At 62.6% G+C, this 23,883-nt stretch carries 21 protein-coding genes; 13 read left to right on the forward strand and 8 right to left on the reverse strand.

All coding sequences use genetic code 11. The features are described 5' to 3' along the window. The first annotated feature begins 35 nt into the window (after window positions 1-35). Genes PFZ56_RS12565 through PFZ56_RS12580 form a run of 4 tightly spaced genes read left to right on the forward strand, consistent with a single transcriptional unit; the run spans window position 36 to window position 4,000 of the window. Entirely contained in the window at window positions 36-293 is a 258-nt protein-coding gene (locus tag PFZ56_RS12565; RefSeq protein ID WP_102861503.1) for an Os1348 family RiPP precursor, read from the forward strand. Between the two features lie 21 nt (window positions 294-314). Beyond that, window positions 315-857 carry a GNAT family N-acetyltransferase gene (locus PFZ56_RS12570; protein WP_258379214.1) on the forward strand — a complete coding sequence of 181 codons (543 nt, stop codon included), beginning with the start codon at window positions 315-317 and terminating at the stop codon, window positions 855-857. 20 nt (window positions 858-877) lie between these two features. Beyond that, window positions 878-2,038 carry an aKG-HExxH-type peptide beta-hydroxylase gene (locus PFZ56_RS12575; protein WP_102878647.1) on the forward strand — a complete coding sequence of 387 codons (1,161 nt, stop codon included), beginning with the start codon at window positions 878-880 and terminating at the stop codon, window positions 2,036-2,038. A 15-nt stretch (window positions 2,039-2,053) separates the two neighbouring features. After that, complete coding sequence (locus PFZ56_RS12580) at window positions 2,054-4,000, forward strand: DUF692 family multinuclear iron-containing protein (RefSeq protein WP_110595009.1); 1,947 nt, start codon at window positions 2,054-2,056, stop codon at window positions 3,998-4,000. Between the two features lie 223 nt (window positions 4,001-4,223). On the opposite strand, the gene adeC is transcribed toward PFZ56_RS12580, so the two are convergent. From adeC to emhA, 3 genes are read right to left on the reverse strand one after another with little or no spacing between them, the layout of a single operon-like run. After that, window positions 4,224-5,684 carry an AdeC/AdeK/OprM family multidrug efflux complex outer membrane factor gene (gene adeC, locus PFZ56_RS12585; RefSeq protein ID WP_110651861.1) on the reverse strand — a complete coding sequence of 487 codons (1,461 nt, stop codon included), beginning with the start codon at window positions 5,682-5,684 and terminating at the stop codon, window positions 4,224-4,226. After that, window positions 5,681-8,824: an efflux RND transporter permease subunit gene (locus tag PFZ56_RS12590; protein ID WP_102861507.1), complete on the reverse strand. Its 3,144-nt coding sequence runs from the start codon at window positions 8,822-8,824 to the stop codon at window positions 5,681-5,683. The genes adeC and PFZ56_RS12590 overlap by 4 nt, the downstream gene beginning before the upstream one ends. Window positions 8,825-8,827: 3 nt before the next feature. Continuing rightward, on the reverse strand, window positions 8,828-9,985 hold the full coding sequence (emhA, locus tag PFZ56_RS12595; RefSeq protein ID WP_102861508.1) for an efflux RND transporter periplasmic adaptor subunit EmhA: 1,158 nt from the start codon (window positions 9,983-9,985) through the stop codon (window positions 8,828-8,830). 265 nt (window positions 9,986-10,250) lie between these two features. On the opposite strand from emhA, the gene emhR reads away from it, so the two are divergent. Both emhR and PFZ56_RS12605 read left to right on the forward strand, forming a co-directional pair. Further along, on the forward strand, window positions 10,251-10,883 hold the full coding sequence (gene emhR, locus PFZ56_RS12600) for an efflux system transcriptional repressor EmhR (protein WP_102861509.1): 633 nt from the start codon (window positions 10,251-10,253) through the stop codon (window positions 10,881-10,883). A 162-nt stretch (window positions 10,884-11,045) separates the two neighbouring features. Beyond that, window positions 11,046-11,930 carry a DMT family transporter gene (locus PFZ56_RS12605; protein WP_110595011.1) on the forward strand — a complete coding sequence of 295 codons (885 nt, stop codon included), beginning with the start codon at window positions 11,046-11,048 and terminating at the stop codon, window positions 11,928-11,930. 64 nt (window positions 11,931-11,994) lie between these two features. On the opposite strand, the gene PFZ56_RS12610 is transcribed toward PFZ56_RS12605, so the two are convergent. Genes PFZ56_RS12610 through PFZ56_RS12620 form a run of 3 tightly spaced genes read right to left on the reverse strand, consistent with a single transcriptional unit; the run spans window position 11,995 to window position 14,565 of the window. After that, window positions 11,995-13,044, reverse strand: coding sequence for an alkene reductase (locus tag PFZ56_RS12610; protein ID WP_102878651.1), 1,050 nt, complete (start codon window positions 13,042-13,044; stop codon window positions 11,995-11,997). A gap of 33 nt (window positions 13,045-13,077) precedes the next feature. Next, window positions 13,078-14,244 carry an MFS transporter gene (locus PFZ56_RS12615; protein WP_110595012.1) on the reverse strand — a complete coding sequence of 389 codons (1,167 nt, stop codon included), beginning with the start codon at window positions 14,242-14,244 and terminating at the stop codon, window positions 13,078-13,080. Window positions 14,245-14,262: 18 nt separating this feature from the next. Beyond that, window positions 14,263-14,565: a helix-turn-helix transcriptional regulator gene (locus PFZ56_RS12620; protein ID WP_016965050.1), complete on the reverse strand. Its 303-nt coding sequence runs from the start codon at window positions 14,563-14,565 to the stop codon at window positions 14,263-14,265. Window positions 14,566-14,718: 153 nt separating this feature from the next. Here PFZ56_RS12620 and PFZ56_RS12625 point away from each other — a divergent pair, with 153 nt between their 5' ends. Continuing rightward, on the forward strand, window positions 14,719-15,300 hold the full coding sequence (locus PFZ56_RS12625) for an ACP phosphodiesterase (protein WP_102878653.1): 582 nt from the start codon (window positions 14,719-14,721) through the stop codon (window positions 15,298-15,300). Between the two features lie 104 nt (window positions 15,301-15,404). On the opposite strand, the gene PFZ56_RS12630 is transcribed toward PFZ56_RS12625, so the two are convergent. Both PFZ56_RS12630 and olsB read right to left on the reverse strand, forming a co-directional pair. Beyond that, on the reverse strand, window positions 15,405-16,199 hold the full coding sequence (locus tag PFZ56_RS12630) for a lysophospholipid acyltransferase family protein (RefSeq protein WP_102878654.1): 795 nt from the start codon (window positions 16,197-16,199) through the stop codon (window positions 15,405-15,407). Then, on the reverse strand, window positions 16,199-16,954 hold the full coding sequence (gene olsB, locus PFZ56_RS12635) for an L-ornithine N(alpha)-acyltransferase (protein WP_102861515.1): 756 nt from the start codon (window positions 16,952-16,954) through the stop codon (window positions 16,199-16,201). The genes PFZ56_RS12630 and olsB overlap by 1 nt, the downstream gene beginning before the upstream one ends. A 140-nt stretch (window positions 16,955-17,094) precedes the next feature. Between olsB and PFZ56_RS12640 the strand changes: the two genes are divergently transcribed. The 6 genes from PFZ56_RS12640 to PFZ56_RS12665 all read left to right on the forward strand — a co-directional run bounded on the left by PFZ56_RS12640 (window position 17,095) and on the right by PFZ56_RS12665 (window position 23,789). Further along, window positions 17,095-17,994, forward strand: a complete 900-nt coding sequence (locus PFZ56_RS12640; protein ID WP_170002636.1) for an acyl-CoA dehydrogenase — start codon at window positions 17,095-17,097, stop codon at window positions 17,992-17,994. 153 nt (window positions 17,995-18,147) lie between these two features. Continuing rightward, window positions 18,148-19,245, forward strand: coding sequence for a serine hydrolase (locus PFZ56_RS12645; RefSeq protein ID WP_170002638.1), 1,098 nt, complete (start codon window positions 18,148-18,150; stop codon window positions 19,243-19,245). Further along, window positions 19,242-19,571 carry an amidase gene (locus PFZ56_RS12650; RefSeq protein WP_102878657.1) on the forward strand — a complete coding sequence of 110 codons (330 nt, stop codon included), beginning with the start codon at window positions 19,242-19,244 and terminating at the stop codon, window positions 19,569-19,571. The genes PFZ56_RS12645 and PFZ56_RS12650 overlap by 4 nt, the downstream gene beginning before the upstream one ends. A 173-nt stretch (window positions 19,572-19,744) precedes the next feature. Continuing rightward, entirely contained in the window at window positions 19,745-20,920 is a 1,176-nt protein-coding gene (locus tag PFZ56_RS12655) for a M20 aminoacylase family protein (protein WP_170002640.1), read from the forward strand. A 98-nt stretch (window positions 20,921-21,018) separates the two neighbouring features. After that, on the forward strand, window positions 21,019-22,329 hold the full coding sequence (locus PFZ56_RS12660) for an MFS transporter (RefSeq protein WP_110595017.1): 1,311 nt from the start codon (window positions 21,019-21,021) through the stop codon (window positions 22,327-22,329). 17 nt (window positions 22,330-22,346) lie between these two features. Further along, window positions 22,347-23,789: an amidase gene (locus tag PFZ56_RS12665; protein ID WP_170002691.1), complete on the forward strand. Its 1,443-nt coding sequence runs from the start codon at window positions 22,347-22,349 to the stop codon at window positions 23,787-23,789. The last annotated feature ends 94 nt before the right edge of the window (window positions 23,790-23,883 follow it).

Raw genomic sequence — 23,883 nt, forward strand, 5'->3', positions numbered from 1 at the left:
TTTTATCGTGTTGTGAATATACAAGGAGAAATACCATGAGTACGAGAGTCAATCAGGAACGCTTGGCGTCGGTAGTCGGTCGCGCACTTCTGGATAAGGAGTTCGCCGCACAGTTGCAAAAGGACCCAGAAGCAGCGGCCAAAGGTATCGGTGTGCACCTGAGTGTTACCGAAGTGGGTGCAGTGAAAAGTATCGATACGGCAAAACTGACCAGCGCCGGTTCGGCGATTCGCGACAAAATTGGTGTCGCGGCAATCTTTGACACTCAACAGCAACAGGCGCGCATGGACTGAGCCAGGCGTGTGCAGTCCGGTGTGCCGCGCTCAAGTTTTCATCAGTGCGGCACACCGGAACCGGGATTCAAGGTCATCGTGGAGTGCCTGTCCGTGTCCATCACCCTGGTGTCGATGCAGGAAGCCGACTTCAGTCGTTTCGCCCAGCGAGCCCTGGATGAATACGCCACCGGCATGGTGGCGGCCGGTGAGTGGTTGCCTGAGCAGGCGTCGCTCCAGGCGGCAGAGGTGTTCCGCCAGTTGCTGCCGCAGGGGCGTCTGAGTACGCACAATCACTTGTGGCGGGCGCTGTGTGCGGGACGGGCGGTGGGCGAGTTGTGGATCGCCGAGCGCCAGGTGGGCTCTCGACGGATTGCCTTTATCCTCGATCTTTATATCGAACCGATCGAACGTCGCCGGGGTTACGCCAGGCAGACGCTGCTGGCCGGTGAGTCGGCGGCGCGTGAGTGGGGTTGTGACGAGATGCGTTTGCATGTCTTCGGGCACAACCAAGGGGCGCGTCGTCTTTATGAACTGCTGGGCTATGAAGTCGCCAGCCTGACGATGAGCAAGCCCTTGCCGTGACCTTAAGGGAAGGTTGAACCATGGACAGTGTTAACAGTCAGCAACCAGAACTTTCCATTGATGAGCTATTTCAGGGCACTACTTTTCTCCCGGACAGCGAGCCGGAACGTTTTTTAAAGTTACAGGAGCAAGTCGAAAAGAATCGTTATACGATGTTTGTCGCGTTATATGCCGAGCTGTCAAAGTTGTTTGCTGCTGATTCTGCGTTGAATCTTTTTTTTAAACAGGCGCTGGATATTATTCTGTCTCCACCCAGTGTTCGCGCCAAACTTATCGCCCATCCAGTGTTTCAGATCTGGAACATTCTGACGTTTCGTGATGTTAACTATCTGTTGACCGGAACGACGCTGGATGATGCTGAAGTTAAAGCCAGGCTGCTGGAGTTTGCGCAAGTACTGCAACGGATCGAAGCTTCGCAGGATGCACAGGTCGATGAGCAATACCCGCCGGTTTATCGATTCGATGTCGACCCGCTGATCACCCAGGTCACGCCGCCCAGTTATGACTATCCGCCAGATGAGCAAACCCGGCGTCAGCTGGAGCGGGCGGGTTATTCCAAAGCCTTTTTCAAGGACGTCATGCAGCTTGCCCTGCTGCGGATCAAGCACACCTGGCCGGCCTGTCATGAACAGTGGCAAGTGCTGGTCAAGGCCGTGTGCTATTTGCCCGACGGCAGTTTTCGCAGTTGCTCGGCGTCCCGTTATACCGGGGTGATCCTGCTGTCGAGCCGGGACAACTCGATACTCGACATGGAAGAGTCGCTGGTGCATGAAGCGACCCACCAGCTGCTGTACAACATCGTCGAAGTCGCTGCGGTGGTGGAGCCCCACGCCTCCAAAGAGGCCCTGTATTCCTTGCCCTGGTCGGGGCAGCAGCGGGACTTGTATGGCTACTTCCACGCCTTCTACGTCTACATCGCCCTGGTCAAGTACCTGGAGCGGGTCCAGGCCCGTCCGGCAGAGGAAATGCGCCGGGCCGAGCAGCGCATGCTGTTTATCCTGCGGGGCTTGAGCAAGGCGCTGGCAGATTTCGAAACCGCACCGGGTTTCACCGCGCAAGGGCGGGAACTGCTGGGCAACCTGATGCAGGAAGTGCATCGGCTGGAGCGTCGTCATGCCGGGTTGCTGAGTCGGGGCGAGGGTGCCAGCACCGTTGCCGCGCCCCTGCACCTGACGGCCTGAGCCAGGGAGGCGGACATGCAAAACTTCGATTCTTCGCGTTTCCCCGAAGCCGGGGTGGGGCTGGAATACCATTTGCCACATGGCGCCGGGGCCGGCTCAGCAGGGCTTGATCCCACCATCGAGCGGATTCTGGATGAAGGGCTGCCGTACTTCGATTACCTGGAGTTCCAGCCCACCCACTGCATTCTGCAGCCGCGGCTGAACGAGCTGGGCGGACGGGTGCCGGTGCTGCTGCATTCTTCCAGCCTGTCCCTGGGCAGCGTCGGCATTGAGATGGACCGGGAGTTTTTGCGCATGACCCGTCGTCTGTGCGACCGAACCTCATCCCCCTGGCTGGCCGAGCATATTTCCTGGTCACGGTTTCAGGGTGGTGATACCCAGCATTTCATTCTGCCGAGCCTGGCCCGTGAAGTGGCCGATACGGTGGTGGCCAATGCCATCGAGCTGCAGGCCTTCACCCGGACCCCCCTGGTGCTGGAGAACGCCCCCCGGCTGTTTTCCATGGACATTGGCCAGGAACTCTCCGAAGGCGGGTTCATTTGCAGTGTGGTCGAGCGCAGTGACAGTGGCTTTCTTCTGGACCTGGACAGCGCCATCAGCACGGCCAGGGCCCTGGGCTACGACTTGCGCGATTACCTGCGCTCATTGCCGCTGCAACGTCTGATTGAGGTGCATATCGGCGATCCGCGCCGGGACTGGGACATATTGCGCCAACTCTTGCAGTGTGCGCCGCTCAAGGCGGTCACCATCGAGTGGGACATCGCCGATCGAGCCGAGGACCCGCAGTTGTCGGCGCTGATCAAGGAGATCAAGGCCCTGCGGCCCGAACCTCTGTTCTGGCAGGCCGCGCCTGTTGCCAGCGCGCCGGCCCCGACGGTTGGCGCGGTGGATGGCCAGAGCTTGTTCGAACTGCGGCCGGGGACCTGGCTCGGTTTCGCCCATCAGGCCTTTTCCCTGCGCGATCGTCGGCGGGGCCTGGACCTGGAGTTGTCGACGGAGTTTTTGCCGCTGGTACGGCATTTTCTCTGCCCGCGGACCCTGGACAGCGCACTCTTGCTACCCGGCGCGTTGCAGGGCGAGAGCCTGGCGGTGCTCCAGGAGCTGATTGAGTTGGGCCTGTTGCAGCCCGGGCAGTCCCAGGGCCTTGCCGAGCCCGAGGACGCCGGCGATATCTGGGCCCATTGGCAGGACGCCCTGGATTTCTACCTGGGGACTCGCACTCAAACCGCTACGCCCTACATCAGTGTGGCGCAGATGGAAGAACAGCTGGCTGGCAAGGCGTTGCAGCAGCGTCAGCCATCGGCGTTCAAGGACTACTTTTCACACCCGTTCCTTGCCCTGGACAATCCTCTGTTGGCATCTGCACCGGCGTTGGGTCAGCAGGGCCTGGTGGATACCTTGAGCGATCGCGAGACTTGCCGGACCTTCGACGGTTCGCCCTTGAGCGCCCGGCAGTTGTCCCTGCTGCTGTATTACACCTGGGGCGCTACCCAGATGCGCCGCAACCCCATGGGCGACTTCTTCCTGAAGAAAACCTCGGCGTCCGGCGGCTCTCTGCATGCCATCGAGGTCTATCCGATCCTGCTCAATGTGCAGGGCTTCGAGGCAGGGTTGTACCACTATTCGGTGCGTCGGCACGGGCTTGAACTGCTGTCGCGAGAGGACCCCAGGGCGTGGATTGGCGCAGCCTGTGGCGAGCAGGACTGGATCAGCAAGACCGCCGTGGTGTTTCTGTCCACCGCGCGGCTTGAGCGCCTGGCCTGGAAATACCCGGGCAGCCGGGCCTTGCGTGTGGCCTTGATGGACTGCGGCCACCTGAGCCAGAGCTTCGCCTTGGTGGCCACGGCGCTGGGGCTCAAGAGCTGCACCACGGCAGCCTTGCGCGACGAGACCTTCGAAACCCGACTGGGCCTGGATTACCTGCGCGAGCCGGTGTTCCTGCTCAATGGTGCCGGCGGCTGAGGGGAGGGCGAGCGAGGCATAAAAAAACCACCGTCACAGGCTGTGTGAAAACTACTGCGTTTGGCAATACTGCGTTAAAAACAGGCTCGGAATGCTCATTTAGGCCCCTAAAGTCGAACGCGACCCCGGCCGTTCCTCGCCTGTTTTTGCCTTGTCTTGCCTTCACTCGCAACGTTTTCACACAGCCTGGTCAGGTGGGTTTTTCATACAGACAGACTGTGCTTCAGAACAGGTGCAGCGCCGGGGCCTTTTCAGCCAGTGGCTCGTTCTTCGCGGTCTGTTCGCTCCAGCCGCCGCCGAGGGCCTTGTACAGGTTGACCTCGCTGGTCAGCTGCGACAGGCGATCGGTGATCAAGGCCTGCTGGGCACTGAACAGCGAGCGCTGGGCGTCGAGGAAGGTCAGGTTGCTGTCGACCCCGATGCGATAGCGACGCTCGGCCAGGCGGTAGTAGTCCTGGTTGGCGTTGACGAAGTCACGCTGGGCCTGCAACTGCTGGTTGTAGGTCTGGCGTGCGGCCAAGCCATCGGAGACTTCCTGGAAAGCGGTCTGGATGGACTTCTCGTACTGCGCGACGCTGATGTCTTTCTGGATCTTCGAGTAGTCCAGGCTGGCCCGCAGGCTGCCGGCGTTGAAGATTGGCAGATTGATCTGCGGCTGGAACAGCCAGGTTCCCGAACCGCCCTTGAACAGCCCGGAAAGGTCCGGGCTCAAGGTGCCGGCGTTGGCCGTCAGGCTGATGCTCGGGAAGAACGCCGCCCGCGCCGCGCCGATATTGGCGTTGGCTGCTTTGAGCTTGTACTCGGCTTCGAGGATATCCGGACGCCGTTGCAGCAGTTCCGACGGCAGACCGGCCGGCAGCTCGCTCAACAGATTGGCCGACAGCGGCTGGGCCGCCGGCAGATTGCTCGGAATCGCCGTGCCCAGCAGCAGCGTCAGGCTGTTTTCATCCTGGGCCACCTGGCGGGTGTAACGGGCCAGTTGAACCCGGGCGTTTTCCACCGAGGTTCGCGCCTGGCTCAGGTCCAGTGCCGAGGCCACGCCCACTTCGTTGCTGCGGGAGGTCAGCCGGTAGCTTTCCTCGTAGGCAGCGAGGGTGTCCTGGGTCAGTTTCAGCAGCTCCTTGTCGGCCTGCCAGGTCATGTAGGCATTGGCCACGCTGGCCACCAGGCTGATCTGGGTGCTGCGCCGGGCCTCTTCGCTGGAGAAGTAGGTCTGCAGGGCTTGTTCGCTCAGGCTGCGAACCCGGCCGAACAGGTCCAGCTCATAGGCGCTGACGCCCACGGTGGCCGAGTACTGGCTGGTGATCCCGGCTTCGCCGGTCTGCGACATGCGTGCTGGAGTACGCTGGCGGCTACCGCTGGCGTTGGCCGAAACCGCAGGGAACAGGTCAGCCCGCTGGATCTGGTACTGCGCGGCGTAGGCATCGATGTTCAGCGCCGCGACTTTGAGGTCGCGGTTGTTTTCCAGTGCAGTCTGGATCAGCTGCTGCAACGCCGGGTCATGGAAGAATTGCCGCCAGCCCTGTTCGGCGGCCGCCACGTTGGCGGCCTCCTTGGGCGAGTAGGCAGGACCTTGGGGGAATTGCGCCGCCACCGGCGCCTGCGGTTGCTGATAATCCGGTATCAGCGAGCAACCACTTAGCGCGATGGCGGTGATTGCCAGGGAGAGTAGCGACTTGCTCATTGGCCAGCCTCATTAGCAGTTGCAGTAGTTTCTGATTGGTCCGCTTTCCTGCGGCCCATGGACGACACGGTGACGAAGAACAATGGCACCCAGAAGATCGCCAGGATCGTCGCGGTGAGCATACCGCCAATCACCCCGGTACCGATCGCATGCTGGCTGCCCGAGCCGGCGCCGGTGGAGATGGCCAGTGGCACAACCCCGAGGACGAAGGCCAGGGAGGTCATGATGATCGGCCGCAGACGCATGCGGCAGGCTTCCACCGCCGCGTCCACCAGGGAGCGGCCCTGCTCGTGCAGTTCCTTGGCGAACTCGACGATCAGAATGGCGTTTTTCGCCGCCAGGCCTATGGTCACCAACAGCCCCACCTGGAAGTACACGTCGTTGGACAGACCTCGCAGGCTGGTGGCCATCAGTGCACCGATGATCCCCAGAGGCACCACCAGCATGACCGCGATCGGAATCGACCAGCTTTCATACAGGGCTGCCAGACACAGGAACACCATCAGCAGGGACAAGGCGTACAGCGCTGGGGCCTGGGAACCCGACAGGCGTTCCTCGTAGGACAGACCAGTCCAGGAAATGCCCACACCCGGCGGCAGCTTGGCGGCAATGGCTTCGACTTCGGCCATGGCCTCACCGGTACTGTAGCCAGGGGCTGGAGCACCGAGGACTTCCATGGCTTCCACGCCGTTGTAACGGGCCAGTTTCGGCGAACCGTAGATCCACTCGCCCTTGGCGAAGGCGGAGAACGGCACCATGGTCCCGGCGCTGTTGCGTACGTACCACTTCTTCAGGTCTTCAGGGCTCATGCGAGCACCGGCCTGACCCTGGATGTAGACCTTCTTCACTCGACCGCGGTCGATGAAGTCGTTGACGTAGCTACTGCCCAGGGCAATCGACAGGGTGTTGTTGATATCGGTGAGGGTCACGCCCAAGGCACTGGCGCGCTCGTCATCGATGGTCAACTGGTACTGCGGTTCATCGTTCAGGCCGTTCGGACGCACCTGGGACAGCACCTTGCTCTGGGCGGCCATGCCGAGGAACTGATTGCGTGCCGCCATGAGTTTCTCGTGGCCGATACCGGCGCGATCCTGGAGGAACACGTCGAAACCGGTGGCGTTACCCAACTCCAGTACCGCCGGAGGGGCGAAGGCGAACACCATCGCGTCACGGAAGCTGAAGAAGTGCTGCTGGGCGCGGGCCGCCAGGTTGAACACGCTGTTTTCTGCGGAGCGCTCGCCCCAGGGCTTGAGCATGATGAAGGCCATGCCCGAGCTCTGGCCGCGACCGGCGAAGTTGAAGCCGTTCACGGTGAACACCGAGGCCACGGTGTCCTTTTCCTTGTCCAGCAGGTAGGCGCGCATCTCGTCCACCACCACCTGGGTCCGTTCGGCACTGGAGCCGGCTGGGGTCTGTACCTGGGCGAACAGAACGCCCTGGTCTTCTTCCGGCAGGAACGCGGTCGGGATGCGGGTGAACAGCCAGATCATGCCCAGGACGATCAATACGTAGGCCAGCAGGTACGGGACCTTGTGGCGCAGCATGTTGCCGACGCCGCGCTCGTAGCTTTTCACGCTGCGATCGAAGGTGCGGTTGAACCACCCGAAGAAGCCGCGCTTCTCGTGATTCTGCCCCGCAACCACAGGCTTGAGCATGGTGGCGCACAGGGCCGGGGTGAAGATCAGGGCCACCAGCACCGACAGGGCCATGGCCGACACCACGGTGATCGAGAACTGTTTGTAGATCACGCCTGTGGAGCCGCTGAAGAACGCCATCGGCAGCAGTACCGCGGACAGCACCAGGGCGATACCCACCAGGGCGCCCTGGATCTGGCCCATGGATTTCTTCGTCGCTTCCTTGGGTGACAGACCTTCCTCGTGCATCACCCGTTCGACGTTTTCCACCACGACGATGGCGTCGTCCACCAGCAAGCCGATGGCCAGTACCATGCCGAACATGGTCAGGGTGTTGATGCTGAAGCCGGCCGCCGCAAGGATGCCGAAGGTCCCCAGCAGCACCACCGGCACCGTCATGGTGGTGATCACCGTGGCGCGGAAGTTCTGCAGGAACAGGAACATCACCAGGAACACCAGGACAATCGCTTCCACCAGGGTTTCAACCACACCCTTGATGGATTCGGTCACCACTGGCGTGGTGTCGTACGGGAACACCACCTTCATGCCTTGCGGGAAGAAGGGTTCCAGGTCGCTGATGGTCTTGCGCAGCGCCTTGGCGGTGTCCAGGGCGTTGGCGCCGTTGGCCAGTTTCACCGCCAGACCGGAAGCCGGCTTGCCGTTGAACTGGGCGCTGATGGCGTAGTTTTCGCCGCCCAGCGCGACATCGGCAACATCACCCAGGCGTACTTGCGAACCGTCCTTGTTGACCTTGAGCAGGATTGCCTTGAACTGCTCGGCCGTCTGCAGGCGAGTCTTGCCGATGATGGTGGCGTTCAGCTGCTGGCCGGGCAGGGCGGGCAGGCCACCGAGCTGGCCGGAGGACACCTGGACGTTCTGCGCGGCAACCGCGGTCTTCACGTCCACCGGGGTCAGGTTGAAGTTGTTCAGCTTGGCCGGGTCGAGCCAGATCCGCATGGCGTACTGGGCACCGAACACCTGGAAGTCACCCACACCCGCGGTCCGCGAGATCGGGTCCTGCATGTTCGACACGATGTAGTTCGACAGGTCGTCCTTGGACATGCTGCCGTCCTCGGAAACCACGCCGATCACCAGCAGGAAGTTCTTCACTGCCTTGGTTACGCGGATACCCTGTTGCTGCACTTCTTGCGGCAGCAGCGGGGTGGCCAGGTTGAGCTTGTTCTGTACCTGGACCTGCGCGGTGTCCGAGTTGGTGCCCTGCTCGAAGGTGGCGGTGATGGTCATGCTGCCGTCGGAGTTACTTTCCGAGGACACGTAACGCAGGTTGTCGATACCGTTGAGCTGCTGCTCGATCACCTGGACCACGGTGTCCTGCACGGTCTGTGCAGAAGCGCCTGGGTAGGTCACGGAGATCGCAATCGCCGGAGGGGCGATGCTCGGGTACTGGTTGATCGGCAATTTGAGGATCGATAGAGCCCCGACCAACATGATCACCAGGGCAATTACCCAGGCGAAAATCGGACGGTCGATAAAAAATTTCGACATGGTTTACTCCCCTTTGCCGCCTGCAGCTTTGTCAGTTGCCTGTGCAGGGGCCGGGTTCTTGGTTGCTACATTGGTCGCTTCGCTGGCCTTGACTTCAATGCCTGGCTTGACGAATTGCAGGCCTTCGGTGATCAGCCGATCACCAGCTTTCAGGCCATCTTCCACCAGCCACTGGCTACCGACGGTGCGGCTGGCCTTGAGCTGGCGCAGCTCGACCTTGTTGTCCGGGCCAACCACCAGGGCGGTCGGGGTGCCTTTCAGGTCGCGGGTCACGCCTTGTTGTGGGGCCAGGATCGCCGCACTGTTCACCCCAGCTTGCAGCTGGGCGTGGACGAACATGCCCGGCAACAGGGTGTGCTGGGGGTTGGGGAACACGGCGCGCAGGGTCACCGAGCCGGTGGTTTCATCCACCGAGACTTCGGAGAACTCCAGCTTGCCGTCGAGCTTGTACTGGCTGCCGTCTTCCAGAGTCAGTTTGACCTTGGCGGCGTTGTCGCCGACTTTCTGCAGGCGACCGCTTTCCAGCTCGCGGCGCAATTCCAGCAGCTCAACCGAGGACTGGGTGACGTCGACGTAGATCGGGTCCAACTGCTGGATCACCGCCATGGCATTGGCCTGGCCGTTGCTGACCAGGGCGCCTTCGGTCACCGAGGAGCGGCCAATGCGGCCGGTCAAGGGCGACAGCACTTTGGTGAAGCGCAGGTTGATCTGGGCACTTTGCAGGGAGGCTTCCGATTGCAGACGGTTGGCCACGGCGGTGTCGTATTCCTGGCGGCTCACGGCCTGCTCATCGACCAATTGCTTGTAGCGATCTGCAATTGACTTGGTCGATTGCAGATTGGCCTCGGCGCTCTTCAGCGTTGCCTCATAGACCGATGGATCGATCTGATAAAGCTGCTGACCTTCCTTAACATCTCCGCCTTCTTTGAACAGACGCTTGAGAATGATCCCGTTTACCTGTGGGCGAACTTCGGCGATGCGGAAAGCAGTGGTCCGGCCCGGGAGTTCGGAAGTCAAGGTAAAGGCTTGTGGTTGCAGGGTAACGACGCCGACCTGAGGGGCTTGAGGGGCTGGCGCCGCCTCTTCCTTTTTACATCCGCTGAGCAGCGATGCCAGGGCGACGGCAGTGACCAGAGCGGTAACAGCTGGCTTGAGTTGCATGAAGATCCTCGGGTCAGGCACGCAAGATGCGCACAAGAAAAGTGGAAGGGTAAAAAGAGTTGGCTGAGTGGATTAGTAGCTTGCTAAGGAATATACTTACGTTCATGGTTGTTTGTAAATACCCTGGCGGCGTACCCATCCGGTTACAAAAGCCCCTGTAGGTGTTGAATTGTAGGTTGGGCAAACGGCACTCGAGATGCCGTTCCATATTTATTCAGAAGGTCTTCACGCATCGCTGAAAGATCCTGATCGAGGTTTTACTGCCATGGTCCGTCGTACCAAAGAGGAAGCTCAAGAAACTCGCAGCCAGATACTCGAGGCCGCCGAAAAGGCCTTTTACGAGCGTGGCGTGGCGCGTACCACCCTGGCCGATATCGCGGCGCTGGCAGGGGTGACTCGGGGTGCCATCTATTGGCACTTCAGCAATAAGGCCGATCTGGTGCAGGCCATGCTCGACAGCCTGCGTGAACCCTTGGATGAGATGGCTGCCGCCAGTGAAAATGTAGATGAAATGGATCCGTTGGGCTGGATGCGCAAGTTGCTCATTCATTTGTTTCATCAAGTTGCCCTGGACCCGAAAACCCGACGCATTAATGAAATTCTGTTTCATAAGTGCGAATTCACCGATGAAATGTGCGACCTGCGTCGCCAGCGTCGTGCCGCCAGCCTGGACTGCAACCTGCGTATCGAGTTGGCGCTGACCAATGCAGTGAATCGTGGGCAATTGCCCGAAAACCTCGACACTATGCGAGCGGCTATCAGCATGCGGGCCTTTATCGATGGCATCCTTTATCAATGGCTGCTGGCCCCTGACAGCTTCGCTCTGCACACCGAGGCAGAGCGCTGGATCGACATCGGGCTGGACATGCTGCGCTTGAGCCCGAACCTGCGTCATTAAGACAAAATGCGTAATTGAGTCCAGTTATGTCAAGATTTACGGCGAGGGAGATTCATTACCGCGCTCGCCGGATCGCGATGGGGTGCTTTTATATACGGGCTGGCTGCATCTTGATAGATAGCGAGCTACGTATTTTGTAGTGATTTTGTTGCGGGTGTGTGAATGAGTGTGAACCCTTCACCGTTCAAAGGCGCAGAACAGCCAATCAAGGGGATCGCCCTGATTTGTCTGGCGGTTCTGCTCTTCGCCAGTCACGACACGCTGTCCAAATACCTCTCGGCCTTTTACCCCATCGTCATGGTGGTCTGGGCTCGTTACGTGGTTCATACCTTGATGATGCTGGTGGTGTTCGTCCCTCGCAGCGGTTTTTCCGCGGTGGTACGAACCAAGCGTCCCGGCCTGCAACTGCTCCGGGCCTTGTGCCTGATCGGCACCAGCCTGCTGTTCACCACTGGCCTGCGCTATATCCCCCTGGCGGAAGCTACCGCGGTCAACTTTCTTGCGCCCTTGCTGGTCACGGCCTTGTCTGTGCCGTTCCTGGGCGAGCGGGTCAGCCGCGGGCAATGGCTGGCGGTGCTCGCGGGCTTCGTCGGGGTGCTGATCGTGGTGCGCCCTGGTGGCGTTCTCTTCACTCCGGCGATCCTGCTGCCCCTGGGGTCGGCGCTGTGCTTCGGCTTTTATCAGTTGCTCACCCGCAAGCTCAGCGGCATCGACAGCCCGACCACCAGCAACTTCCTGACCGGGATCTTCAACAGCCTGATCATGAGCGCGTTGTTGCCGTTTTTCTGGAGCACGCCAAGCTTTGTCCACGGCCTGTTCATGATCGGCCTCGGCACCTGCGGCATGCTTGGCCATATGCTGCTGACCCAGGCCTTCCGTCATGCCGCCCCGGCGATGCTGGCGCCTTTCAGCTACGGACAGATACTGTTCGCTGGCCTTTATGGCTACCTGATCTTCGACCATACCCCGGACCGCTACGGCCTTATCGGGATTGCGGTGATCTGCCTGAGCGGCCTGGCGGTGGCCTGGAGTCAACGCAAGCGTTAATCCTGGCACTCAAAGAAAAGCCCCGGCTCGCGAGAGTCGGGGCTTTCTATTTACAGAGGCAGGCTTACAGCGCCGGGTAGTCGATGTAGCCCACTGGGCCCTTGCCGTAGAAGGTTTCCGGATGCGCCTCATTCAAGGGAGCATCGGCCTTCAAGCGGGCCGGCAGGTCCGGGTTGGCGATGAAAGGTACACCGAACGCGACGGCGTCAGCCTTGCCGGCGGCCAGCCAGGCATTGGCACTGTCCTTGGTGAAGCGCTCGTTGGCGATGTAGGGGCCACCGAAAGCCGCTTTCAACTGCGGGCCCAGGCTGTCGGCGCCTTCTTTCTCGCGGGAGCAGATAAAGGCGATGCCGCGTTTGCCCAGCTCGCGGGCTACGTAGGTGAACGTCTCTGCCAGGTTGTCGTCGCCCATGTCATGGGAGTCGGCACGGGGTGCCAGGTGCACGCCCACTCGGCCAGCGCCCCAGACCTCGATGGCGGCGTCGGTGACTTCCAGCAGCAGGCGGGCACGGTTCTCCAGAGAACCGCCGTACTGGTCGGTACGCTGGTTGGTGCTGCTTTGCAGGAACTGATCCAGCAGGTAACCGTTGGCGCCGTGGATTTCCACACCGTCGAAACCGGCGGCCTTGGCGTTTTCCGCACCGACCCGGTAAGCGTCGACGATGTCGGCGATCTCAGCGGTTTCCAGGGCTCGCGGGGTTGGGTAGTCGGCCAGTGGACGCACCAGGCTGACATGGCCCTTGGGCTGGATGGCGCTTGGCGCCACTGGCGTTTCACCGTCCAGGTAGGACGGGTGGGAAATCCGCCCCACGTGCCACAGCTGCAGGAAGATCTTGCCGCCAGCGCCGTGCACGGCCTTGGTTACATTGGCCCAGCCACGCACCTGGTCGTTGGACCAGATGCCGGGGGTGTCCGGGTAGCCCACCCCCATAGGGGTCACCGAGGTGGCCTCGCTGAGGATCAGGCCTGCGGAGGCCCGCTGCACGTAGTACTCGGCCATCAGCGCATTGGGCACGCGGCCGGCGTCGGCGCGGCAGCGGGTCAGTGGGGCCATGATGATGCGGTTGGACAGCTCGAGGTCGCCGATCTTGATCGGATCAAAGAGAGTGGTCATGGAATACAGCCTTCTATATAGGAAAGGAACGGATCAGTGGGTTGCAGCAGCCAGTTCGGCGTTGCCGCCCTGGCGGAAGGTAATCAGCGTCACCAGCAAGGCCAGGATCGCCAGGACCGCCGCCGCCAGGGGCACGCTGGTCAGGCCGAAACCGTGGGCGATGACGCTGCCGCCGACCCAGGCGCCCAGGGCGTTGCCGATGTTGAAAGCGCCGATGTTCAGGGTCGAAACCAGGTTGGGTGCGGCTTTGCCGAAGGTCACCACATTGACCTGCAAAGCCGGCACCGCAGCAAACGAAGCGGTGGCCCAGAGGAACAGAGTGATCTCGGTGGGAATCAACGCCACGCTGGTCCAGGTCAGTACGGTGGAGACCACGGCCATAGCCGCGAACACGCCGATCAGGGTGGCGCCCAGGCGCTTGTCCGCCAGCTTGCCGCCGATGATGTTGCCCAGGGTCAGGCCCAGGCCGATCAGCAGCAGGGTCCAGGTCACGCCCCGGGGCGAGACGCCGGTGACATCGCCGAGCAGCGGCGCAACGTAGGTGAAGAGGGTGAACATCGACGCGGCGAACAGTGCGGTCATGCTCAGGGATAGCCAGATCCCCGCGCCCTTGAGGGCCGCCAGTTCCGCGCGCATATCGAGTTTTTCCTCATCGCGCTTGGCCGGCAAAAAGCGCAGCAGGCCGATCAGCGCCACCACACCGATGACCGTCACCGCCCAGAAGGTCGAACGCCAGCCGGCTGCCTGGCCCAGGGCAGTACCCAGGGGCACGCCGAGTACGTTGGCCAGGGTCAGGCCGGTGAACATCAGGGCCACGGCCGAGGCGCGCTTGTTGGCGGGCACCAGGCCGGCGGCCACCACTGAACCGATACCGAAGAAGGCACCGTGGCACAGCGCCGTGATTACCCGGGCGAACATCAGCACGTTGTAATCACTGGCCAGTGCACACAGCAGGTTGCCGACAATGAAGATCCCCATCAGTGCTACCAGGGCTGCCTTGCGCGGCAGCCGTGCGGTGGCCAGGGCCATGAACGGCGCGCCGATGGCCACGCCCAGGGCGTAGCCGGTCACCAGCCAGCCGGCACCGGGAATCGACACCCCGAGGTCCGCCGCCACATCGGGCAAAAGCCCCATGATGACGAACTCGGTGGTGCCGATGGCGAAGGCACTCAAGGCCAGGATGATGAGTGAAAGGGGCATTGTCGGGTCCTTGTCAGATCAGAGCTGTTGGCTCATTTGCGTGAGGAACTGCTGGATGACTTCCTCATTGCGTTTGAAAAAATGCCATTGGCCGACTTTCCGGCTGCTGATCAGGCCTGCGCGTTGCAACGTGGCGAGGTGGGCGGACACGGTCGACTGCGACAGGCCGCAGCGTTGATCAATTTGTCCGGCACAGACGCCGTGCTCATTGCTGTGAGCCTGATCGGGAAATTCGACTGTCGGGTCTTTCAGCCAGTGCAGGATTTCCCTGCGAACCGGATGTGCCAGGGCTTTTATTATTTCGTCGAGGTCGAGGGACATGGCGGTGCTCGTTTTCCATAAAACGTTGTATCGCGATGAGGCGAAATTTAAATCGTTATTTCGCGATATACCAATATGATTTTGATCTTAAATCATCACTTATCGGTATATCGGGTTATAACGATATGTTGGGCGCGGTGCTAAGCTGCGCGAATGAATTATCTCGCACATCTACACCTTGGCGGCCAGCGTCCGGGTCAATTACTCGGCAGCCTGTATGGCGATTTCGTCAAAGGCCGCCTGCAAGGGCAGTTTGCCCCCGAGGTCGAGGCGGCGATCCAGCTGCATCGGCGCATCGATACCTACACCGACAGCCATCCTCTGGTGACGGCGGCACTGTCGCGTTTCTCCCTGACCCGGCGGCGCTATGCCGGCATCGTCATCGACGTGTTCTTCGACCACTGCCTGGCCCGTGACTGGGCTCATTACGCCGATCGTCCCTTGCCGCTGTTCACCGCCGAGGTGTACCGGGTGCTGGCGGCCGAGCCGCAACTGCCGGCGCGCCTGGCACAGATTGCGCCGTACATGGCGGCGGATGACTGGCTGGGTTCCTATCGGGATTTCGCGGTGTTGGAGCAGGTCTTGCGGGGCATTGCCCGACGCCTGTCACGGCCAGAGGAATTGACTGCAGCGATGATCGAGCTGGAGCGGCTGTATCAGCCCTTGAGCGAAGATTTCCGAGCCTTCTACCCGCAGTTGCAGGCATTCGCCGCGCAGCACACCCAGTTGCCCTGACGAACGTTCCCCCGGTAGGAGCTGGCTTGCCAGCGAAGGCGCCTTCATGAATGACGCCAGGCTTGAAGGCCTTTTCGCCGGCAAGCCGGCTCCTACAGAGAGTTTCAGGCGGCGACCAGTTCGCCGTTGCGGCGTGGTTCGGCGGGCTGCACGACATCACCGAACAGGGCTTTCTGCACGGCTTGCTGAGCCTGGAAGGCCAGCGCCGCACGTTCCTGGCCCTGGCAGGCAATGGGCTTGAGCACATGGATTTCCACTCGGCCCTGATCGTTGGCAAACAGCCGCATCAGGTGCGAGAGCAGGTCGTCGTCGCCAATGAAGGGGGCCAGGGTATCGATCTGGCCATCGCGCAAATAACGGATCGCCACGGGTTGCAGGGACACCTCGGCATCGATGGCGCTGGCCAGCAGGCGGCCGTGGAAGGTGCGCAGGCCACGGCCGTCGGTGGTGGTGCCTTCGGGAAACAGCAGCAGCGGGTGCTGCTCTTGCAGGTGGCGGGTCATCTGCTTGCGGATCAGCTGGCTGTCACCGGCCCCACGACGGATGAACAGGCTGCCGGCCTTGGCCGCCAGCCAGCCCGCCACCGGCCAGGTGCGCACCTCGGCCTTGGACAGGAACGACAGCGGCGTCAACATGCCCAGCAGCGGAATATCGGTCCAGGACACGTGATTGCTGACCCAGAGCATCGGCTGGCGAGGCAACTCGCCGTGCACCGTGACCCGAAACGGCAGGGCATTGCTCAGGCGAGCCATGAAGAACCGCGACCAGCGCTGGCGCCGGACCATGGAGTTGGCGACCCCCAGGCGTTCCAGCAAGCCGAAGATACTGGCCATGCTCAGGCCCAGCGCGACCACCAGCAGTACCCGGGCGATGCGCCCGTAGACCCGCAGCCGGCGCATCAGACCGCCGCCTTGAAGTGCCGGGCATAACGCGGGCACAACTCGTCGCGCTTGAGCAGGATGAACACGTCGGCGACCTGGAAGTCCTGGTCCCAGCAGGGTTCGCCGCAGATCTTCGCCCCCAGGCGCATGTAGGCCTTGAGCAGTGGCGGCATCTCGGCGATGACATTGGAAGGAATATCCAGGCTGGGCAGCGGGTGCTTCGGCTCGGCCCGCAGGTGTTCGGTACTCAGGTAGCGCTCGCGCAGCCGTTGCATGATGGCCTGGGCCTGGATGCCGCCGTCCTGCATGGGGATACTGGCGCAACCCATCAGGTAGCTGTAGCCGCCCTGGTTGAGCACTTCGGCCAGCTCGCCCCAGAGCACGGCGATGGTGCCGCCGTTGCGATAGGCCGGGTCGACGCAGGTACGGCCGATTTCCAGGATGGGGCCCTTGAGGTGCGCCAGGCCGTGCAGGCTGAACTCTTCCTCGCTGTAGAAGCGTCCCAGGCTGCTGGCGGCCTGATGGTCCAGCAGGCGGGTGGTGGCTACCAGACGCCCGGTGTTCAAGTCGCGTACACCGATGTGGCTGCAGTGAACATCATAGTCATCCATGTCCAGACCCCATTCCGCGCCCTTGAGCTTGGCGTTGAACTCGCCGCTGAAGACGTTGAAACGCAGGGCCTGGGCTTCTTGCAGGGCCTGGGCGCCAATCAGGCGTTCGGCTTGCAGGCGGCGTTCAGTGCCGGTGTCGCTGATGCGGGCGATCTGAGTCATCGTGAATCTCCGTGCGGGCTACCGACCCGCCTTGGGTTGCAGCCAATCGACTTTGTTGTGCAAAGTCAGGCTATGTAGCCCCGGTGTCATCGCCATGAAGCTTTGGTGATGCTTATATGACAGCCCCTGAGGATCTTCGAATGCCCTGGCAAGCCCTGCTCGAGAGCCGTGACCGACTGCCCGTCAACCCCGATCTGGCCGAGGGCTACGGGGCTTTGCTGGCCCATTTGGGCAGTGTTACGCCCTTCGAACTGGCGGTGCTCGGCGGCCGCCTGATGGAGACTCCGGGGCTGGCGTTCCTGGTGGGCTACCAGGCGGCGTTGCGCATGTTGTGGCCCAGTGCGCCGCAAAGCCTGGGGGCTATGTGCGCGACCGAACGCCGCAGCCTGCGCCCGGCGGACATGCAGACCCGGCTGGAGGATCTGCGCCTGCAGGGGCGCAAGGATTTCGTGACCGCTGGCGATGCCGCCGACTGGCTGTTGGTGGCGGCCCGCAGCGAGGCCCCGGGTGAGCGGGCGGCCTTGCGCCTGACCGTGGTCTATGCCGGGGAGCCTGGGGTCAAGGTCCAGACCCTGCCCGCCATCGCCCTGATGCCAGAGATCAGCCACGGCTGCCTGTTGCTGGAAAACGCCGCCTGCGAACTGCTGGCCGGCGATGGCTGGGACGCCTATGTCAAACCCTTCCGCACCCTGGAGGACATCTATGTCCTGAGCGCCATGCTCGCCTGGTTGTATGGCGTGGGGCAGGACAGCGGCTGGCCGCAGCCCTTGCAGTTGCATGTGCTGGGGTTGCTTGCAGGTTGTGCCGAAGTCAGTCGGCAGAATCCCTCCTTGAGTGGCGGGCACATTCTATTGGCTGGTTTGTTCACGCAGTTCCAGGTATTGCGGCCTGAAATCGACGTCGCATTCGCCAATGGCCCCGAGCATTGGCGCAACCAATGGTCCCGGGACCAGGCCCTCCTGGACCTGGCGGCCAGCGCTCGGGAACAACGCCTGGCCAAAGCCCTGGCCTCGTTTCAGCAGCGGCGTCCCCTTGCGTAGGAACCGGCTTGCCGGCGAAAGGGCCCGAGGGCCTCGCACAAGGCTCGATGACGTCTGCGCTGTCCAGCCAGCTCCAACAAACGGGGGCGCTTGCAGTGAAATTGTCATCAGCCTGGACTAGGCTCGGCCACTGACGTTGTTCGAGTGTCATCCATGGCCAAGGCTCCGATTCTGCTGGCGTTACTGGTGTACCTCTGCTTGCCGGCCAGGGCCGAGGAGTGGCCGGCGCAGCAATGGAGTCGGGGGCCGACTGTCAGCGGCCCGGCGCTCAAGGCTCTGGAGGACTATGCCTTTGTGCCCAGGGACGACCAGTCCCAAAAAGGCATTCGCACTGACGCCTTGCTGGTGATCCGCGATGGCCAGGTGCTTTACGAACGCTACGCCGGCGCCACCGGACCACAGACGCCCCATCTCATCTGGTCCGCCAGCAAAAGCCTGTTGGCGGTGGTGTTGGGCGTTGCCTACGGTGAAGGCCGCTTCCAGCTCCAGGACCCCGCGGCAAAATATTACCCGGCGCTGCAGCCGCATCCGGCCATCACCCTGGGTGACTTGTTGCACTGGGCCTCGGGTCTGGACTGGCAGGAAGACTACGAGTACGCCCCCCTCAATTCCTCAGTGGTGGCCATGCTCTACACCCGCGGGCATCGGGACATGGCGGCATTTGCTGCACAGCAGGCGCGCTCCACCCCACCGGGGCAGGTCTTCCGTTATTCCAGCGGCGATAGCAACCTGCTGGCGGCCAGCCTGCGGGGGATGGTCGGGGCAGACCAGTACGCGGACTACCCCTGGCAGGCCCTGTTCGAACCGCTGGGCATCACCCAGGCGGTTTGGGAACGCGACGCCGCCGGCACCTTCGTGGCGTCTTCCTACCTCTACCTGACGGCCCGCGATCTGGCCCGTGTCGGCCTGTTGATGCTGCGCGAGGGTCGCTGGCGTGATCGGCAGTTGCTGCCCAGGGCCTGGGTCGAGTTCAGCCGCACGCCCTTTGCCGGCTATCGGGCCAACCAGGATGAGGCGGTGGCGGGCGGGCACTGGTGGCTCAACCGCTCGGTGGACGGTGCTCCTCAGCCCTGGCCCGATGCTCCGGCGGATACCTATGCGGCCCTGGGGCACTGGGGACAGGCGCTGTATGTCCTGCCGGCGCAGCGCCTGGTGATCGTGCGTTACGGCGATGATCGCGATGGCAGCTATCGGCACAATGAATTGCTCAAGCGAGTCCTGGCGGCGTTTTCCAGCCAGGGGCGACCATGAAGCGTCGGGCCTTTTTCCGCCGTCATCCGCTGCTCGGCCTGGTGTTGGTGGCGCTGCTCCTGCTGCTGGGCTGGAGCTGGCAGCACCGGGTGGCCCTGCAAGCCTTCCCGGATATCCTCGGTGCCTACACCGCCAAGGAGTACTGCTCCTGCCGCTACGTGATGCAACAACCTGCCGACTACTGTCGCGCCTATGTGCGCCAGTACCTGCCCATCAACGGTTTTAGCGATGAGCCGCAGAGCCGACGTGTTACCGCCAGCGCCCTGGGGCGTACCCACAGCGCGCTCTGGCTAGGCCCCCGGGAAGGCTGTCGCCTCGCCCCCTGATCCCTGGATCAGGCAGCGCTGCAGATTATGTGTTCCATCCAGTGGAACCACATTTGATTGTCCTGTGCTCCGGCTCGCGGTTATCTGACGCCGAGCTTCGAGCACGCTCCGGCGCCTCGTGCAACGCTCCGAAAAAAAGAACGGGAAGCCACCCGGCCCAGAGGAGATTCGCCATGACCCGACACCAGCACATCCTTGCCTGGCTCAACGACATTGCCAGCGATCTGCGGGCCATCCGCCAGGATATTCATGCCCACCCGGAACTGGGTTTCGAAGAGCAACGCACTTCGGCGCTGGTGGCTCGCTGTCTGCAGGAGTGGGGTTATGAAGTGCACACCGGCGTCGGCCGAACCGGGGTCGTGGGTGTTCTGCGCAACGGCACGGGCACACGCACCCTGGGCCTGCGGGCGGACATGGACGCCTTGCCGATCATCGAGAACTCCGGGGTTCCCTACAGCAGCCGCCATGGCGGTTGCATGCACGCCTGCGGGCATGACGGCCACACCACCATCCTGCTGGGGGCGGCGCGCTACCTGGCGGCGACCCGAGCGTTCGACGGCACCCTGAACCTGATCTTCCAGCCCGCGGAAGAAGGCCAGGGCGGTGCCGAGGCGATGCTTGCCGATGGCCTGCTGGAACGCTTCCCCTGTGATGCGCTGTTCGGCCTGCACAACATGCCTGGGCTGCCGGCTGGTCACCTGGGCTTTCGCGAGGGGCCGATGATGGCGTCCCAGGACCTGCTTGAGGTGATTGTCGAAGGCGTCGGCGGTCACGGCTCCATGCCCCACCTGGCGATGGACCCCTTGGTGGCCGCGGCCAGCATGGTCATGGCCTTGCAGACGGTGGTGGCGCGCAATATCGACGCGCAGGAAGCGGCGGTGGTGACGGTGGGGGCCTTGCAGGCGGGTGAGGCGGCCAACGTGATTCCCCAGCAGGCGTTACTGCGCCTGAGCCTCAGGGCCCTCAACGCACCGGTGCGCGAGCAGATGCTGGAGCGAGTCAAGTCGATCATCCGCACCCAGGCCGAAAGCTTTGGCTGCAGCGCCAGCATCGACCATCGCCCGGCTTATCCGGTGCTGATCAATAGCCCGGAAGAAACCGAGTTTGCCCGGCGGGTCGGTGTCGAGCTGGTGGGGGCCGAGGCGGTCGATGGCCACACGCCGAAGCTGATGGGCAGCGAAGACTTCGGCTGGATGCTGCAGCGCTGCCCCGGCAGCTACCTGTTCATCGGCAATGGCGTAGCGCAACCGATGGTGCATAACCCGGGTTACGACTTCAACGACGACATCCTGCTCACCGGTGCGGCCTATTGGGGCGCCCTGGCGGAGAGCTGGCTCAAGCCCGTCTGAGCCCTCCTGTTCCTGTAGCGCTGTGCGGCCCGGGCGTGCCATGCGTCCGGCACTTTTCCGAGCCCGCAAGAAGGCTCAAAAGTATCAAGGAACCTCCCATGAGCGTCTCGACACCTGCTGTTTCCAAGACCCGGCAAGTGGTTGCCGCCGTGGTTGGCAACGCCCTGGAATGGTACGACTTCATCGTCTATGGCTTTCTCGCCAGCTTTATCGCCCGCCAGTTTTTCCCGGCTGAAGACGAGTACACCTCGCTGCTGATGGCCCTGGCCACCTTCGGCGTGGGCTTTTTCATGCGCCCGGTGGGCGGCGTGCTGCTGGGCATGTATTCCGACCGCAAAGGCCGCAAGGCGGCGATGCTGGTGATCATCCAGCTGATGACTGTGGCCATTGCGATGATCGTCTTTGCCCCCAACTACGCGGCCATTGGCCTGGGCGCGCCGTTGCTGATCGTGGTGGCGCGGATGCTCCAGGGCTTTGCCACCGGGGGGGAGTACGCCAGCGCCACGGCCTACCTGGTGGAAAGTGCCCCGGTGGACAAGAAGGGGCTGTATGGCTCCTGGCAGTTGGTAGGACAGTGCCTGGCGGTGTTCAGCGGAGCGGCGATGGTGGCGGCGGTGACCCACCTCTTTTCGCCGCAGACCCTGGATCTCTGGGGCTGGCGCCTGCCGTTCGTGATCGGCCTGCTGATCGGTCCGGTGGGACTGTGGATTCGCAAGTACATGGAGGAGCCGGAGGCCTTCATCGAGGCGCGCAAGCAGGCAGGTGGCAAGGGGCCGGGGCTGTGGCAGGTGGTGTCGGCCCATCGCCGGGCGATCCTGATCTCCATGGGCCTGTGCTGCGGCAGCACGGTGTCTTTCTATGTGGTGCTGGTGAACATGCCGACCTTCGCCCACACCAACCTCGGCCTGCCCCTGGATCAGGTGCTGCTGGTGCAGATGTTCGCCGTGGCCCTGATGACCGTGGTGATTCCCTTTGCCGGGGCGCTGTCGGACCGCATCGGCCGGCGCCCAGTGCTGATGGCCTTCACCCTGGCGTTTTTCGTCATGGTCTATCCCTTGTATGTGTGGGTCGCCGCGGCGCCGTCCATTGAGCGCCTGCTGGTGATGCAAATGTTGCTGTGCGGTGCCATTGGCGGCTTTTTCGGTCCCGGTCCTACGGCCCTGGCCGAGCAGTTTCCCATCGAGGTGCGTTCCACCGGGGTGTCGGTGGCGTATAACGTCACGGTGATGCTGTTCGGTGGCTTTGCGCCCTTGATCGTGACCTGGCTGAGCAAGGTCATGGCCACGCCGGTGGCGCCATCCTTCTATGTCTTGCTGACCTCGATCCTCAGCCTGCTGGGTATCTACTGCATGCATGACGCGGTCAGAGACGACAAACCCGATGCCGTGACCCTGGGAGGCGAGTCTTGATCAAGCGCAGCGAAGCAATGGCCAACGAGTCCATCGTCGAATTGGATGCCTTGGCACTATCCCGGGCGATCCATGCGCGCGAGCTGTCCTGTCGCGAGGTGATGCAGGCCTATCTGCAGCAGATCGAGCGTTACAACCCGGGCGTCAATGCCCTGGTCTCTATGTGCGATCCGCAGGATCTGCTGGCCCAGGCCGATGAGCGTGACCGGCAACTGGACCGGGGGCAGTCCATGGGCTGGATGCATGGCATGCCCCAGGCAATCAAGGATCTGGCAGCCACCGCAGGGCTGGCCACCAGCATGGGCTCGCCGCTGTTCGCCGATCAGGTACCCCAGGTGGATGCCATCAGCGTGGCCCGGGTCCGGGCCAGCGGCGCGATCATTGTCGGCAAGAGCAACGTGCCGGAGTTCGGCCTGGGCTCCCATACCTACAACCAGCTGTTCGGCACCACCGGCAATGCCTATGACAGCAGCCTGAGCGCCGGCGGCAGCAGCGGCGGGGCGGCGGTGGCCCTGGCCTTGCGCATGCTGCCGGTGGCCGATGGCAGCGACATGATGGGCTCGCTGCGCAATCCGGCGGCCTTCAACAACGTGTTCGGCATGCGCCCCTCCCAGGGGCGGGTGCCATTCGGCCCGACCCCTGAGTTGTTCGTGCAGCAACTGGCTACCGAAGGGCCGATGGGGCGCACGGTGGCTGATGTGGCGCGGTTGTTGAGCACCCAGGCCGGATACGATCCGCGAGTGCCCTTGTCCCTCAAGGACGATCCGGCGCTGTTGCAGGCGCCTCTGCAACGGGATGTACGCGGCCTGCGCCTGGGCTGGCTGGGTGACTACAACGGCTACCTGGCCATGGAGCAGGGCGTCCTGAGCCTGTGCGAAAAGGCCCTGGCCGACTTCACCCATCTGGGCTGTGAAGTGGAAAGCTGCCAGCCGGAGTTTTCCATGGCGCAACTGTGGGACTGCTGGCTGGTGCACCGGCACTGGCTGGTCCAGGGCTCCCTGGGACTGTTGCACAACGACCCGGATCAGCGCCGCTGGCTCAAGCCCGAGGCGCGTTGGGAAGTGGAGGGCGCGGCCAGCCTCAGTGCCGCGGACGTGTATCGCGCTTCCCAGAGTCGCAGCGATTGGTATCGCGCCTTGCTGCGGCTGTTCGAACGTTACGATTTTCTGCTGCTGCCCACGGCCCAGGTGTTCCCTTTCGATGCACGGCAGGCCTGGCCAAGGCAGATCGATGGGCAGGAAATGGACACTTATCACCGCTGGATGGAAGTGGTGATCGGTCCGACCCTGGCCGGCCTGCCCAGTATCAGCATTCCGGTGGGGTTCAATCTGGCGGGCCTGCCCATGGGCTTGCAGATCATCGGGCCGGCCCAGGCCGACCACGCCGTGCTGCAACTGGCCTATGCCCACGAGCAACTGACGCACTGGGTGCGGCAATGCCCTCCGGGTAACCTGCTGTAACCAGGCAAATGCCGTTGATAGGGTTCTAGGCTCTGTACGAAAAGCCTTGATACTCGGTGATGCTGCGTTGAAAACGGTCTCGGAATGCTCATTT

The organism is Pseudomonas danubii, from assembly GCF_042980055.1.
GTDB classification, from domain to species: domain Bacteria; phylum Pseudomonadota; class Gammaproteobacteria; order Pseudomonadales; family Pseudomonadaceae; genus Aquipseudomonas; species Aquipseudomonas danubii.